The organism is Spirosoma sp., assembly GCF_048594605.1.
In the GTDB taxonomy this organism is placed as follows: Bacteria; Bacteroidota; Bacteroidia; order Cytophagales; family Spirosomataceae; genus Spirosoma.
This window is the reverse complement of sequence record NZ_JBMDWV010000191.1, coordinates 1-15,828: the sequence shown is the minus strand read 5'-3', so window position 1 is coordinate 15,828 and position 15,828 is coordinate 1. Positions and strand designations below refer to the sequence as shown.

Genomic DNA, 15,828 nt, shown 5'->3' with positions numbered 1-15,828 from the left:
TAGTAAACATGTTTCTATTCAGGATAATAATGCAATATCTCAATTGTCCACTTAGAGGAATCCTATTATTCGAGAGAATCATTACTGTAGGCGTGCTCGTCCCACTGGCTCTACAGGCCATTAAGTAAATTGCCCCGGTCCACCCCTTTTTTCAACTCAATGACGACTACGCTACTAGTTATGATGAAGTACAGCCTGATGACGTTTCTTTTTGTACTGGGTACCCTGGTGACACAGGGGCAGCCGAATGACTTGGCTGACCAGGTCGTAATTACCTCCAGAAAAGGGAAAACCCAGCTATCCAATCAGGCCAATGGGAACCTGCAGCTAAACGTATCGCCAAAGTATGTCCGTAAGTATAAAGCCGCCGGATTGGTTCGTTATAGCGACTTCGGCGCTAAAGGTGATGGAAAAACCGATGATATAGACGCCATCGCTGCGACCCATGCCTTTGCCAACCAGCACGGTCTGTTGGTTAAAGCCGATCCGGGCGCCACTTACTACATTGGCGGCAGAGAACGTACCGCGCTCATCCGCACCGACACGGATTTCAATACGGCATCCTTTCTGATTGACGATACCCAGGTACAAAATCGTAATGCGTCGGTATTCACAGTCAGTTCAGAGCGCCAGCCCTTTAAGCTCGAAAACATAATAACCCTAAAACGAAACCAGCCTAAAATTGACGCGTCTTTGCCGGGCCCCTGTCTGATCACCGTTACCAATGCGAACGTAAAGCAATACATCCGGTTTGGGCTCAACCAAAACAATGGATCGTCGCAGACCGATATTTTTGTCGTCGACAAAACAGGCAAGGTTGATATGAACGCCCCCATCCTCTGGGATTTCGACCAGATTACCGACATCTCCGCACTGCCCATCGACGAGAAACCGCTAACGGTCAAGGGGGGACATTTCACAACAATTGCCAACAAAGCCGAATCGAAATACACCTATTATAACCGAAACATCGCCATCAGACGATCTAATGTGCTGGTTGAGGGGCTTGAGCATCGTATCACAGGCGAACAAGACCAGGGTGCGCCATACGGAGGTTTCATCAACATTGGCGACTGCGCTTATGTTACAATAAAAAACGCCATCCTGACCGGACACAAAACCTATAGCACCATTGGTGCGGCCGGTAAGCCGGTCTCTATGGGCACCTACGATCTTTTAGCCAACCGCGCACTGAACATATCCTTTGTGAACTGCAGCCAAACCAACGACATCAACGATAATACGTACTGGGGCATTCTGGGTTCTAACTTCTGTAAAAATCTTGTTTATAATCGGTGTATTCTCTCGCGGTTCGATGCCCATCAAGGGGTGGCCAATGCCACTATCCGCAACTCCACCCTGGGTCATATGGGGATCAACGCCATTGGCAGTGGACTCTTACTGGTGGAAAATTCAACTATTCGCGGCAGAAGTCTGGTCAACCTGCGCCCCGACTATGGTAGTAGCTGGCAGGGAGAGCTCGTAATCCGCAACTGTGTATTCGTGCCGGCAGGCGGTAAATTCACCCATGCCGACCTGATAAGCGGTTCCTATTCGGGTCAGCATGATTTTGGCTACACCTGCTATATGCCGGAACGAATCACCATTGAGAATCTACGCATCGACGACGCCGGGCACGGGGGAAATTACCAGGGCCCTGCCCTGTTCGCCAATTTTAATCCGCAACTGACAGATAGTTCCTACCGCGAGAAATTCCCCTATGTCATCACTAAAGAGGTTATTCTCCGAAACGTAACGACCAGCAGCGGAAAAGCGCTGCGACTCAGCGACAATCCGTTCATGTTCCGTAATGTAAAGGTTATCAAAGAACCGTAAAACCGGCACTACGTCATGGCCATACTCAACGAGTCAACTTGTTTGTTACAGACAATCGTCGAAGGGTATCAGCGTTTGCTCGCGAAAATGGCTTCTTGCTAAGCAATGATTCTCATTTGACCTGTTTTAACGGGCGCCCCTTAATCTAACCACATAAACAAGATGCACAAACCGTTTCTTTTTAGCTCACTATTGGCAGCAGTTGCCATTGCCATACTGGTGGCGATGCCTGGCTATGCACCAATCCATCTTGATGACGCTAAATCAGAGCCCCCCGTCCAGCGCCCAAATGTTATCTTCGTTATTTCGGACGACCACACCTCCCAGGCCATCAGTGCGTATGGAAGCAAGCTGGCCAGAACGCCTAACATCGATCGCATTGCCAGAGAAGGCGCTATTCTCTACAACAACGTAGTGGCCAACTCCATATGCGGCCCTAGCCGCGCTACGTTACTGACTGGCCAGTTTTCGCACCGGAACGGCTACAAATTCAATGAGAAAGTCTTCGACATCAGCCAGCCGGTATTCCCGGAAGAATTGCAGAAGAACGGTTATCAAACGGCCTGGATTGGCAAAATGCACCTGGGTAGCCTGCCGCACGGTTTCGATTATTTGAATATACTGCCGGGGCATGGCAGCTATTACAATTCTGATTTTGTCGATTCAAATAATAAAACGACACGTCATCCTGGCTACGTTACCGACGTAGTGACGAGTCTGTCGACTGATTGGCTGGATCGCCGGGATACCTCAAAGCCCTTTTTTCTAGTAGTTGGTCATAAAGCAACGCACCGGGAGTGGATGCCAGCGCTCGAAGACCTGGGCGCTTACGATAACGTCACGTTTCCTATACCCGCTACGTTCTATGACACCTATAAGGGACGCTTAGCAGCTCAAAAGCAGGATATGACCATAGAAAAAACGATGATCCTAAAAACCGATCTGAAAGTGCACGGTGAGTATGAGGTGGATGAAACCAAGGTGCCGGAGGAGAAAGCACGGTTGAGAAAGATGCTGTATGGAGATGCAGAGACTACCCCCGCCCAGGAGAGCCAGCTGGACACCTACGTTCGGGAAGGCTCCTATAAGCGGCTTACGCCTGAGCAGAAAAAAGTATTTTCGGACTACTATGCAAAAATCTCGAAGGAGTTTGATGAGAAGAAATTAACAGGCAAGGCCTTAACGGAATGGAAGTATCAGCGGTATCTAAAAGATTATCTATCCACAGCCAACTCTCTGGATCGCAACATTGGCAAACTGCTCGATTATCTCGACAAAAAAGGCCTTTCTAAAAATACCGTGGTCATTTACACGTCAGATCAGGGCTTTTACCTGGGCGAGCACGGCTGGTTCGACAAACGATGGATTTACGAAGAGTCACTCAAAACGCCGTTTGTCATCCGGTATCCGGGCGTTATCAAACCGGGTAGTCAGGTGAAGCAGATAGTATCCAATGTAGACTGGGCACCAACGCTGCTCAGCCTGACGGGTACCCGTATTCCGGGCTATATTCAGGGCGAATCGTTCCTGCCCGTCTTAAAAGGCGAAAAGACCGGAGCGCCGGCCCGTCCCTGGCGAGATCAGGCCTATTACCACTATTATGAGTACACCCAGACCCATCACGTATCGCCCCATTTTGGTTTGCGTACAAAACAATATACGATCGCCCGATTTTATGGACCGGAGGATTTCTGGGAACTGTACGATATTCAGAAAGACCCTCAAAATATGCATAATCTGTATGGACAGAAAGGATACGAAACCCTTACAGCTAACCTGAAAAAAGAACTAAGAGCTGAAATCGTAAAATATAAAGATGACGAAGCACTGAAATTAATGGATGCTTCTCCTCGCTAGCCGTCTACCTGATACGTCCACTAGATAGGATTGTGAAGCATTGACACTTCAGACAGGGATCATAAAAAGCTGTTACGTTGCTATTCATGTTTACTTTAGAACGTATCTGACTCAGGTTATAAATTGGGGGAAAGTCAGTATTTCCAGGCGCTAAAGAACACTGAAAGACAAAAAGCTCTCCGAGATTCCGCGAGAGCTTTTTGTCTTCTACTGCAATGATTACTTCTTGTTAGCACGCTGGTTTTTTTGATACACTCGTAATCATTTAATTATAGCCCGGATTCTGTGTGAATTCCGTTTTGTTTTGCAATACGTCAATTTCAACGCGGGGAATTGGACGGATCAAGTGGAACGGTTTTACATTGGCCGCAGCATCTGGATTATACTTCGTCAGTCGCTCGATGAGCTTTCCGGTACGTTTCAGATCGAACCAGCGCAATTGTTCGCCCACAAATTCGCGGGCGCGTTCGTCCAGCAGAAAATCGAGCGTTACGTCGGCGGCTGTTACGGTCATCTGCTCGCTTTTGCCGGGCAAAGCCGCCCGTTTTCTCACTACGTTGACATACTCGGCCGCTTTTGCTGTATTGCCCGATTTCATACTGGCCTCTGCGGCAATCAGATACATCTCGGACAAACGTAGTACAAACGCATCGCGCTTGCTGTTTACTACGTCCTTCGCCGAACGGCTGGGATCGGCAAATTTCCAGAGACCTGCATAACGCCAGCGCGGAATGACGGGCACTCCATTTGCCTGATACACATCGTTGACATCATAAATCGTATACGGCTTCGACTTACGATACGTATCTGTCACTGCCCGCTTCGAAACCACCGCAATGGTATCGCCCAGCTTCATGCCCGGTTGTAACGTATTGGCATCATTGGCAAACCACACCGTCCGGAACGAGCCATTCCAGCGGGCATCTTTGGTTTCGTCGTAGAGATCGAGCAGATATTTGGAAGGCATATATTGCATCAAAGACCGACCCGTTTCCAGATCGTATTGCCAGCCTTTTAGCCCATTGAAATACGGGATAAACATCAGGTGCCCGTGATGCCCCCCTTCCCACAGCCAGTAATACCCCAGATCATCGTACCGACCGTAGTCATTGAGGGTATTATTCTCCGCGTAATTGACAAACCAAATCACTTCCTTGCTGGTACTGCCGCTGCTGTTGGCAATGTTCCAGAGCGCTTTGTAATCGTCTGTCAGTTTGAAATCGTAATTTTTAATGACGCGCTCGGCCATCGCCAGGGCCTCGGCATTTTTCTCACGGGTCAGGTACACACGAGCCAGGAAAGCGGCCACAGCCGGTTCCGTAACCCGTCCGCCCTGTGGTGCCACAACCCCTTTCAGATTAGTCAGCGCCGTTTCCAGATCGCTGAAAATGAGTTTATAAACCTCATCGACAGGAGCGCGTAAGGCCGTTATTTCAGGCGCTACCGTTTCCTGCGTACGTAGCGGAATGTTGCCGAACGTTTCGACCAGATGGTAATAATAAAAAGCACGTAGAAACCTTACTTCTCCCTCGCGAGCCGCCTTCAGATTGTCAGACAGTGGAGATTCTTTGATCCGGGCGATGGCCGTATTGCAGGCGTTGATACCCCGATAAAAGCTTTTCCAGACGAAAATCAGTCCGCCTTCGGTTGCCTGAAGGTTCGAATTGTAATCGTAATACGGATAGGCACCATTGGCCGTATTCCCAAAAAGCAATTCATCGGTACCGGCTTCGGTCAACAGATAGCCTACCGTTTTGCCGTACCAGATACGCGTGGGTGCGTAGCAGGCATTAACCAGACTCTCAATGCCTTCGGCAGTCTTGTAGAAACCTTCGGCCGTGACGGTATTTTTATTGGTTTCTTCCAGAAAATCGGAGCAGGAATACAGCCCTAAAAGTCCGGTGCCAAGCACCGAAAGGAATATATAGTTCAGGATTTTTTTCATGAGTAAAGTTCGTAATGATTACGTCTCAGCCAGGTTCAGGTAAATGGTTAGAAACCGATGTTCAGTCCAACGATGAGTTGTTTGGTGAGCGGAAAATCGACCGAGCCGCCCCGTTCAGGATCGTAATCCTTTAGCTTGCTGAAGGTGAAAAAGTTTTTCGCCGTCGAATAGATCGTTACGTTGGCCAGGGGCGTCTTTTTCAACAGATTACGCGACAGATTGTAACTCAACCGGATGTCTTTAATTTTCCAGAACGACCCATCGATGTAGCCGAGTGTCGAGATATACTGATCGGTTCGGCTCAGCCACGGGCGTGGATAGGCGTTGGTGGGATTTTCGGGCGTCCAGTAGTCAACCACAGCCGCCGTTCCACCGGGGTAAAAATAACCCAGATACTGACTGTTGATCATCTGTCCGACACGGGCGTACACCAGCACCGACAGGTTAAAATTGCCGTAGGTGAAGTTATTTGTAATCCCGCCCGACCATTTCGGTGATGCCTGTCCCAGCACAACCCGGTCGTCACTGGCCGTAATTTTACCGTCATTGTTCTGATCACGCACTCTAATTTCGCCGGGCACCTTGTTGTAGGTAGTTGCTACGTCTTTCTCGCTGGTTTGCCAGATGCCGACTTTCTCATAATCATAGAACACACGTAGTGGCTGACCAATAAACCAGGCTTTTGATACGTCGTTACCGCCAACACTCAGAGCCACAATCTCTTCCTTGAACGTAGCCAGATTCAGATCCGTCGACCACGAGAATTTAGGGGACGTAACGTTACGGGTTGAAATCAGCAGATCGACCCCTTTGGTTTTGGTTTTTCCGACGTTCGCTACGGTCGTGCTATAGCCCGTCAGCGAGGGCAGAATCCGGTCCATCAGCAGATCGCTGGTGTTGGTATTGTACACGTCAACAGAACCCGTTACGCGTCCTTTGAAAAATCCGAAATCAAGTCCTACGTTCACCGTCGCCGTTTTTTCCCAGCCTAAATCCTTGTTGGCAAGTAACTTAGGCCAGTAACCAAAAGCGGGGGTTTCATCAAACGAGTAGGCAATCCGGCTCAATCCGCCCTGCGTCTGATAAGCGGCAATGGCGCTGTTTCCCGAAATACCGTAGCTGGCTCTGAACTTCATTTCAGAGAACAGATTCCCCACACCACTCATAAACGACTCATCAAGTGCACGCCACGCCAGCGCTACCGATGGGAAATAGGCCCACTTGTGCCCCTCGGCCAGTACCGACGCACCATCGGCACGTAGCGAAGCTGTCAGCAAGTATTTGTCCTTGAACTTATAATTCAACCGACCGAATACCGAGGCCAGCGAACTTTCGACCATACTGCTGTTGGTGATGATGTCTTTGGTGTTGGTGTTCAGGTTGTAAAACAGCGACGACGAAAAGGGCTGATCTTTCCCCTCTCCCGAAAAATTCACCGTCTTATAGCTGATCATACTCGTTCCAACCATTCCATTAAACGAGTGACTATTAATCGTTTTGGTGTAGTTCAGTACGTTCTCCCAGGTCCAGTTCCGGTTTTTAGCATCAATTAACGCCGATCGCGAATAGCCACTGTTTACGCCCGCCAGCGTCGTGTTTTTTCCTTCAAAAATGCCCTGCTGGCTATTGGCGATGTCGATGCCGAAGCTGGAACGTAGCGACAGATTGTTCAGGATTGACCACTCGCCAAAACCAAGCATAAACACGCGGCTGCTGGTGGTCTGGTTGGAGTAATTGTCGGGGCTTTCGTCGAGCAACGGATTGTAGACCAGCGTACCAGGAAACGGATAGGTTTTGATAGAGCCATCTTCGTTATACGGAACACCCAGCGACAGGTTTTTCTGAAGATTCCAGAAACTGGTGTTCCGTCGTTGCTGGGTCGATGAGTTGAAATTCAGCACCATCCCGACCTTGAGGTTATTCAAAACCTGGTGATCGAGGTTGAGGTGCTGCACAAACCGACGTAGCTGATCGTATTTCAGCAAACCTTTTTCATTGAAATACTCTGACGACAGGCGAAACTTCGTTTTTTCGTTCCCTCCCGATATTGCTACGTGGTTACTCTGAACGCTGCCGCGGTGAATCATCAGGCTCACCCAGTCGGTATCGATGCCTTTGCGAATGTTGTCCATCTGCACGTTGAAAATCTTCTCATCGTCGGCGAGGCTGCTCCACTGACCAGCGGCCCGATAGGCTTCGCGCGTCATGGCAACGTATTGCTCTGTATTGGTAACGTGCTGATACGCAACCGGATCGTTGACACCGTAGTAGTTGTTGAACTCTACTTTGGTTTTACCGGCTTTCCCGCTTTTGGTCGTAATCAGGATAACGCCGTTCGCACCGCGCGATCCGTAAATGGCCGTAGACGACGCATCTTTCAGCACTTCCATTGAGGCAATATCGTTCGGGTTGACATCGATGTAGGAGCCGTACTGAATCCCGTCGACCAGAATCAGCGGCTGGTTGGATGCGTTCAGCGAACGGTTGCCACGGATAGTAAAATTGAGCGGAGCGCCTGTTTCACCACTGCTACGTGTCAGGTCCATACCGGCTACTTTTCCCTGCAAGGTTTCGAGTGCGTTCACCACCGGTGTCGAGGTAATCTGCTGTTCTTTAATCGACACAACCGAGCCCGTCAAATCGCGTTTCTGAACCTGACCATACCCCACCACGACCACTTCTTCCAGCGAATTCTGATCGGGCTGCATAGTCAGCGTCAGCGTCGACTGATTGCCAACCACTACGTCCTGGCTTTTATAACCTACAAATGAGAGCGTCAACGTAGCACCCGCATCGGGTATGTTTAGCCTGAATTGTCCTTTGGCGTCGCTGGTGGTTCCGCGTGTGGTGCCTTTGATCACAACACTCACGCCCGGCAGTTTCTCGCCTTTTTCATCGATCACCGTCCCCGAAACTGCCCGTTCCAGCAGTTCCGGTTCGGTCAACGTAGCGTCGGCTTTGGCTTCGGCGTCCTGCACGATGCTGTCCAGCACAATCTGCCCGTTTATGATCCGATACGTCAGGTTGAGCGGTTTCAGCAATTGCTCAAGCGCATCTTCCAGCCGGACATTGGTCAGGCGAATCGTAACGGGTCGGTCGGCGCCGATGTTGCGGGAGCTGTACACAAATTTCGTTGTAGTCTGCTTCTCAATCTGAAGCAGCACCGTACGCAGTCGCTGCCCCTCGGTATGCAGCGATACAGACTTATTGAGGAGTTCCTGGGCCTGCCCATCGAAACCATACGAGAGCCCCACGAACGTAATCAGCAAAAAGAGTTGAATAAAAGACAGTTTCATAAGCAGCAGAAAAAACGGTATACGTCGGCTGCATGACCAGCCCGGTAGAGCTGCATCAAATTTTTTCATACCTTTAAGGGTTTGTTAAATGGACGATTTGACAAATAATCCCTCGGTCGATGGGCAGTGCAATGCCATAGACGAGTAGCTGGCAGGCTATGAGGGAGACTTCTGAAGCTGGTTATGGTGCAAACATGACCAGCTTTCTTTTTGGCGGGGAACGTAGCGGATTTACATAGGCGTTGGGTTTAGGAAGTAATGCGTAATGTAGACTACTCGTCATTCATGAACTGATTAAAAACCTTTAGCTGTCTTCATTATTCGTTCTACATTATTCATTGATTTACAGATTAGCGCAACCTTTTCCGCTAATCACGATGGAGGTACCCTGCACCGTATAACTGGATTTGGTAGCCGCACAAATCATATCGAGTTGGGCATATAACGAGAGGTTAGACAGGTCGGCGGTCAGTGGGCAATCGTTCTGATTTTCGTTTTCGAGCTGGATCGTTATCCCATAAGCTTCTTCCAACTGGTCAATTACCCTACGTAGTGGCGCGTCATCGAAGGCAAACGAACGGGTTTTCACCTCCGATTTAACGTCTGAAATTACTCTTGGACGCTCGACCAATCCTGTTACAAACTGTTGCTTTTCGGACGAATACGTAGCTTTTTGATTCGGAGTCAGCACAATTTCGCTGGTTGCCTTGTCCGTTTCAGAAGCTTTGGGGCGTTTATAAACCGCTACGCGGCCCGTTGCCACCTCAACAACAACCTGCTTGGTAACGTCCTGCGTTTTCACCAGAAAACTGGTTCCTAATACTTTGGTCACTACGTTGCCGGTGTATACATAAAACGGACGTGTCGGCATTTTCTCCACGGTGAAAAAACCCTCTCCTTCCAGCAACACTTCCCGTTTATCGGCGGCAAATTGTGCCGGATACTGAATGGAACTTTGGGGCGCCAGCCGAACCTCACTACCATCGGCTAGCCGAACCGCTTCGGACGTAGTGGATGTATTGGTATGTTGCAGCCAGCCGTCCCGACGCATCTCCTGCGGAATTCCGCTGAAAGCTTTGGGTTGTTGCTGTTGATAAAACCACCAGCCAAACGTAAGCATCAGCACCACCGATGCTGCAGCCGCCATCCAGACATATCCGAACGAACGACGTGGTTCCACAACGGGCATCGGAATTACCTTTGGCACCTGCGTCCGGCTCTGAATCTGCTGCCAGAGCACAGGTTCCAGCGCCTGGAAATCCGTTTCAGACACGTGACTTTTCTCGTCCTGTTGCAGCGTTCCATACCAATGTTCAACAAAGGCTTTTTCCTCATCGGTGCATTTCCCGTCCAGATACTGTTTCAGAAGAAACCCGAATTCCTTGCGGCTCATAAGAATGGTGTTAATCGTTACATACACGACATATTTCCAACCTAGCGACCGCAAATGATTTTATTAAATACTTAAATATTTATATCCTAAACTGGCTTTTAGAAAAAATTTCTCTATATAATACAAGATTATCCCCATTAACTGAGTACAGATCAGGAAAAAAACAGGCGATACGATATTATTTTTTTGTGGTTGAGTTACGGTAAATGCTACGTTGATTGTCCTATATAGTGAAGTCAATTAAACTAATTATGAAACACGTACTGTTCCTATACGCCTTGATTGTTGCCCCGTTGTTAGCCCTTGCGCAGAAACCCGTTCCCATCAAGCCGCGCATCCTGATTAGTACCGACATCGGCGGCACCGACCCCGACGATAACCAGTCGATGACGCATTTTCTGATGTACAGTAATCTATTCAATACGGAGGGGCTTGTTTCGTCGCCTTCGTATGGCGATGGCACAAAACAGGAGATCCTGCGGATGATCGATTTGTATGAGAAAGACTTACCTAAACTCAGTCAGCACGTAAAGGATTATCCTACACCCGATGCGCTACGTTCGGTTTGTAAACAGGGGCGTCATGGCGCGGCTCCGTTCAAAGGCTACGCTACGTCGACGGAAGGGTCGGACTGGATTATCAAGTGCGCCAACAAGAAAAGTGATCAGCCACTTTGGGTGCTGGTTTGGGGTGGGCTGGAAGACGTAGCGCAGGCGCTGCACGATGCGCCAGAAATTCAAAGCAAGATTAAAGTGTACTGGATTGGCGGACCGAATAAAAAATGGAGTGCCAACAGTTACGCTTACATTGTCAAAAACTTCCCGAATCTGTGGTTCATCGAAGCAAACGGCTCGTATAACGGTTTCTTTTCCAACCATGAAGTATCCAACAGCCTGGATCCCCGTACTTATTACGACCGCTATATCCGCGCTGCCGGACATCTGGGCAAAGATTTTAAGAGCTACTACAAGGGAAATGTTAAAATGGGCGATACGCCTTCACTGTTCTACGTCATGGATGGCGACCCAAACAATCCGTTTCGGGAAAGCTGGGGCGGCAGCTTTGAAAAATTTACGCATAGCCCTCGTACCATTTACCACCGAATCACTACGTTGACCGATACAGTGAAGGTGTACTCGATTGTAGAAATTCATTTGAAAGGCCCGAAAGTTGATGTCCCGGCGGACTCGGCCTGTTTTACAATGGCGGTTAAAGCCAAAATCGGTGAGCAGAAATGGCCAGGCTATTACCTGGGAGATGGTAACTACGTTATCCTCTACATTCCGAAACAAGCCGAAACGTTAAGCTATACCCTTACCTCAACCATCCCCGGCTTTTCGAATCAGGACGGAAAACTGGTGGTGAACAATATCTGGCCGGGCAAACTTGAGGCTGACGATTATAAACTTGGGCCAAACTGGTACACCGACAAGACCGATCCAGCGCTTTTTATCGGCTTCCAGCAAGGTGCCAAAACCGTATTTAAATGGCGGAACGCGGCCCTACTCGATTGGGCCAAGCGGTGGAGCTGGTTATATTAACGCAAGCTCGTCCGCGATGCAATCACTGATATCTCTGTATAAACGGAAAATTGACAATTTTACATTGCTCTGCACTGGCTATCACCTGGTAAAACGTTTTTGGCTTAAATACAGTGTCGTATAAAAACAGGCGATTATTGAGGCAGTGATCAATATGGGTATCTGTTACCTACCTAGTTTGGTACCACGAGTTGGGGTCTGTTTGCATCGATAAATCTACCAGACCCAGATAAAATAGAGCCGACGTTGACCACAGAGCGGTATAACTTAAGCCTTTTACCAGCAAAGATATCTCCAAACTACTAATGCCTATATAAAGCAACACAGCGCCAGCCCACAACAAATACGAAAGCAGCCGGATCAACAAGGCGGGGAATCGTACTACCCCCACTTTCTTAAACCGCGGAGCCACACGTTGAAGTAAAAAACAGCTCAGCATGATAACCCATATAATACTCACCCATTGTACTGAGTTCCATAGCATCTTCTCGCCAAGTACACCCATAAAATCGGTCATTAAGCCAAAATACAAGCTTGCAAACGTAACAAAGCCGACGACCAGTAGCGTTCGAAATCGTTTGTGTCTAGCGAATTGGCTTTTTACTAGTGTCCACCAGTCCCGGAACAGACTTTTCAAAAACACCTTCCGATAGGTCCATTCCATTTTCTGGATGTTATTGGGTCCACCAAAGTCATCAATCGTCTGCCGGAGTGAATCCTCAAAAGAAAGTGAATTGGCCATCCGGGCTTCCACGGAGACAACAAAGTGATCAGTCATCTCTTGGATAAAAGTGGTTTCAACCAACTCACATTTTTGGTTTAAAAAGCCAACGATAAGATTATGTTGAGCCTGTGTCATAGCGCTAAAATTGATTAGGTAGTGGGAAGCTTTATAAGATCATCAGGGGAAAGTATGCGTTGCAACTGCTGGAGAAACTGCTCAATCTGAGTTAGTCGGTTCACAGCGTTGCCTTGTTGATCCGGGGCAATGGAATAGTATTTGCGGGCACGCCCCTCCACGATTTGGGTTTTGGTAATCAGGATGCCATCCGCTTCGAGTTTGTACAAAGCGGTATAGAGCGCCCCTTCAGTAACCTTAAGCTGACCATCAGTTAGTTGCTTTACTGTCTGACAGATCTCATAGCCGTACATCCACTGGGTATTGGCTAGTAATTTAAGAATGATGGCGCTGAGACTGCCCTTGAGAAGCTGATGAGAAGTAGTATGCATACCTAAATATACTACTATTATGTATACTACTATTTCTTAGGTATAGTTTTTTTTTAAATTTCACAAACTGCTCAATTCTTGACTGGCTAGATGAGATCGGACCGGAACAGATAATTTCCCAATAAATGGAAATAGAAAAAATTCAAAAATACGTCCGGCGCACCCTGATCATCCGGGGTGTCACCATTAGGGACACAAATCGATCTTCGTTCTCATTACTCAGCGCTACGGCCCGGTTGACAAACATAGAAATGGAGCCGTGAATCAACGCTTGAAAAGCAACATTGGCGTAGAGGTAATGAATTGATTGATTCTATCAATATCCCTATAGAAAAGAAATATAGTCTTGTTTATAATTTAGTTAGGAATCCTAACTATACTTGCAGCGAATTTAAACTACTTCAATTATGCAAGTTTCTGTTTATGACACCTACGTTACTCGTACCGACGGGGCGCTGATGCACTTCGATATCCTTGTACCAACCACACTAACTGATCAAGCCACGATCCATCAGTACGGTCAGGACTATCTGGCCACCAAGGGCCAGGGTGGCCAGCCGCTAACTACCAAAGAATGCCACTTCTGTCACATCGAGCAGGCAACCGATGCTGTAGCGTCTTCCATTCGCCGGAACGGCTTTTCCATTATCGAAATGCAGGGCTGCTGAAGGTCAGGCTATCAGCTTTTTCTTGAACCAAACCATCATCGATTATCAATCACCTCATATCATGCATAAATCATTAACCACTACGTTGTTGGCGCTTTGGCTAATCACCTCGGCCGCTACGGCCCAAATTCACTCACCGGCTGCGGTTTACAATAATGCTGACTTCACCATTCAATCAGCCAGCATTACCTATAACAACACACTGGATATGCTCATCTTTGAGATGCAGGTTAAAGGAACCGCTGGCCGCACCGTTCCCAACCCCATCGGCCGTATGAACGGGGCCCCTGTACTGGCGTACGTTTTTCCAACGACGCTCAAACCAACGGATGTGGGTTTTTCAGCCACTGATGGCATCGTGGCGATGGGCCTCACCTCCCACCCGGACATGGACGACACACCCCTATGGGACGAGAACAATGACGGCGTTTTTGACAACGACGGCATCGTTTGGCACCCGCACTGGGTGGTGTTGGCTAAAGACAGCCGGGTGCCGGGCGGCTTGAGTGTGAAAGAGTTCAAAAAAGAAGACAAGGCCGTTACATTGCCCAAAACTGCGCCAGGCATACCGATGTATTTTGATTCGCCGGGTTACAATGTGGTGAGGAGCGGCCAGACAATTCGGATGGGGGTTCCCCTTTATCGAATAAATAACCGGAAGGACTTCAGCTTTGACGCCGTCAGCTGCTACCTGGAAATGAGTATGGGAGGCACGCACGCACACCACGAGCCATCGCCAACCAAACCGATGCTCGGCGTCTATGCGGTGTATTCTGTCCTGTCTGGAAAATTGACACTGCCCTATACCGTTAAAAAATAGCACGGACCGCTACCGTGCCAGGTGATGCTGCCGCATTGGTAAGCAACAAGGAGTACGGTAGCGGCCTGACTTTCAAGAGACAACTTTCGAGTTTCATTCCTTTTTTAACTAGTCAATTAACGATTAACTGACCATCTGCTTTTATGGATACCATCCATTTGATTCCCAACAACAGCCTGCTGACGGCCACCCCGGAGGAAGGTCGGCAATTAGCCATCAAACTGGCCCGACTCATCATCAAAGCTACCCAGCCCGACGAGTCGAAGCGCCAGCAACTCCGTGAGATCTACGCCAATGACGCCATGATGCTGATCGCTATTGGACAAACCGTTGCCACGGAGTTCGCTACGATTGCTGCCGCTAACCACTACTGGCGATGAACAACACAACGGCGTATCGTACGTATCTGGATGAATTGATGAATAGTCGCCGGTACGTAAAAGTCCAATATTTTACCGAGCTTCACGAGCTAATTACCCTTAATGCGCTCATAGCAAGCCTAAGCGTTGAAGCGGAGGATACGATGGTCAGTCTTTCCTCCGGGGAGCAAATACCCTTAACCCGGCTGGTTAGCGCTGACGGGCATTTTTCGCCTAACTATGAGGGCTACGCTCCTTACTGTGAAACCTGCGATTGGTAAATGAATGACTCTGTTTTTAATCTGGACCAGCAAAATAGTTCGGTCGATGCCAAGATTGTAGCCGGCTTGGAACGACTGGGGGAAGTATTCCGAACCTTGCTCTGGCAGCAGAGCCGGGATACGGGTCTAAGTCCCATTCAGATTCAACTGCTTCTTTTTCTGAGCTTTCATGGGCCAGATAAGCGTAAAATAGGGTATCTGGCAGCTGAATTTAACCTGACCAAACCAACGATCAGTGATGCGGTAAAAGTGTTGGTTCAGAAAGAGTTAGTCAAGCGAATTGGTGATTCGAGGGATAGCCGTAGTCATCGTTTAGAGATCACTCCGGCAGGACAGGGCCTTGTCGATCAGACAAGTGGTTTTGCGAATGCGCTGAGCCAGTTAGTTGGCCAGTTAGAGGTAGCGCAAAAAACGGCGCTTTATGAAAGTTTGTTCGCTCTCATTTATGGGCTCCATCAACGGGGTTTGATCATGGTACAACGCATGTGTAAGACCTGTCTGCATTACCAGTACGATGGGCGGATTCATTATTGTGGGCTGTTGAAAATTCCACTGGAAGCCGACCATCTCCGCCTGGATTGTCCAGAGCATACTCTTTTGTG

At 48.6% G+C, this 15,828-nt stretch carries 14 protein-coding genes; 9 read left to right on the top strand and 5 right to left on the bottom strand.

Translation table 11 applies throughout. The features are described from left to right. Window positions 1–183 precede the first annotated feature (183 nt). Window positions 184–1,836 (top strand): hypothetical protein, encoded by a 1,653-nt coding sequence (locus ACOJS8_RS11985; RefSeq protein WP_420148795.1) that lies wholly within the window; start codon window positions 184–186, stop codon window positions 1,834–1,836. A 225-nt stretch (window positions 1,837–2,061) separates the two neighbouring features. Then, the gene (locus ACOJS8_RS11980) at window positions 2,062–3,693 is read left to right on the top strand and encodes a sulfatase (RefSeq protein ID WP_420148794.1); all 1,632 of its coding nucleotides are present in this window, start codon (window positions 2,062–2,064) and stop codon (window positions 3,691–3,693) included. A 265-nt stretch (window positions 3,694–3,958) separates the two neighbouring features. On the opposite strand, the gene ACOJS8_RS11975 is transcribed toward ACOJS8_RS11980, so the two are convergent. From ACOJS8_RS11975 to ACOJS8_RS11965, 3 genes are all read right to left on the bottom strand, one after another. Continuing rightward, entirely contained in the window at window positions 3,959–5,638 is a 1,680-nt protein-coding gene (locus ACOJS8_RS11975; protein ID WP_420148779.1) for a RagB/SusD family nutrient uptake outer membrane protein, read from the bottom strand. A 47-nt stretch (window positions 5,639–5,685) separates the two neighbouring features. Further along, window positions 5,686–9,003 (bottom strand): TonB-dependent receptor, encoded by a 3,318-nt coding sequence (locus ACOJS8_RS11970; RefSeq protein WP_420148778.1) that lies wholly within the window; start codon window positions 9,001–9,003, stop codon window positions 5,686–5,688. Window positions 9,004–9,277: 274 nt separating this feature from the next. After that, on the bottom strand, window positions 9,278–10,327 hold the full coding sequence (locus tag ACOJS8_RS11965; RefSeq protein WP_420148777.1) for a FecR family protein: 1,050 nt from the start codon (window positions 10,325–10,327) through the stop codon (window positions 9,278–9,280). Between the two features lie 251 nt (window positions 10,328–10,578). Between ACOJS8_RS11965 and ACOJS8_RS11960 the strand changes: the two genes are divergently transcribed. Next, a complete protein-coding gene (locus ACOJS8_RS11960) occupies window positions 10,579–11,868 on the top strand; it encodes a nucleoside hydrolase-like domain-containing protein (RefSeq protein WP_420148776.1) in 1,290 nt (429 codons plus the stop codon). A gap of 169 nt (window positions 11,869–12,037) precedes the next feature. On the opposite strand, the gene ACOJS8_RS11955 is transcribed toward ACOJS8_RS11960, so the two are convergent. Both ACOJS8_RS11955 and ACOJS8_RS11950 read right to left on the bottom strand, forming a co-directional pair. After that, window positions 12,038–12,646 (bottom strand): hypothetical protein, encoded by a 609-nt coding sequence (locus ACOJS8_RS11955; protein WP_420148775.1) that lies wholly within the window; start codon window positions 12,644–12,646, stop codon window positions 12,038–12,040. 95 nt (window positions 12,647–12,741) lie between these two features. Continuing rightward, complete coding sequence (locus tag ACOJS8_RS11950; protein ID WP_420148774.1) at window positions 12,742–13,098, bottom strand: PadR family transcriptional regulator; 357 nt, start codon at window positions 13,096–13,098, stop codon at window positions 12,742–12,744. Window positions 13,099–13,223: 125 nt separating this feature from the next. On the opposite strand from ACOJS8_RS11950, the gene ACOJS8_RS11945 reads away from it, so the two are divergent. From ACOJS8_RS11945 to ACOJS8_RS11920, 6 genes are all read left to right on the top strand, one after another. Further along, on the top strand, window positions 13,224–13,361 hold the full coding sequence (locus ACOJS8_RS11945; protein WP_420148773.1) for a hypothetical protein: 138 nt from the start codon (window positions 13,224–13,226) through the stop codon (window positions 13,359–13,361). A gap of 144 nt (window positions 13,362–13,505) precedes the next feature. Continuing rightward, complete coding sequence (locus ACOJS8_RS11940; RefSeq protein ID WP_420148772.1) at window positions 13,506–13,766, top strand: DUF2024 family protein; 261 nt, start codon at window positions 13,506–13,508, stop codon at window positions 13,764–13,766. Between the two features lie 61 nt (window positions 13,767–13,827). After that, window positions 13,828–14,586, top strand: a complete 759-nt coding sequence (locus tag ACOJS8_RS11935) for a hypothetical protein (RefSeq protein WP_420148771.1) — start codon at window positions 13,828–13,830, stop codon at window positions 14,584–14,586. Window positions 14,587–14,729: 143 nt separating this feature from the next. Beyond that, the gene (locus ACOJS8_RS11930; RefSeq protein WP_420148770.1) at window positions 14,730–14,966 is read left to right on the top strand and encodes a hexameric tyrosine-coordinated heme protein; all 237 of its coding nucleotides are present in this window, start codon (window positions 14,730–14,732) and stop codon (window positions 14,964–14,966) included. After that, window positions 14,963–15,226, top strand: coding sequence for a hypothetical protein (locus tag ACOJS8_RS11925; protein ID WP_420148769.1), 264 nt, complete (start codon window positions 14,963–14,965; stop codon window positions 15,224–15,226). The genes ACOJS8_RS11930 and ACOJS8_RS11925 overlap by 4 nt, the downstream gene beginning before the upstream one ends. After that, on the top strand, window positions 15,227–15,828 hold a 602-nt coding region (locus ACOJS8_RS11920; RefSeq protein ID WP_420148768.1), incomplete at its 3' end, for a MarR family winged helix-turn-helix transcriptional regulator.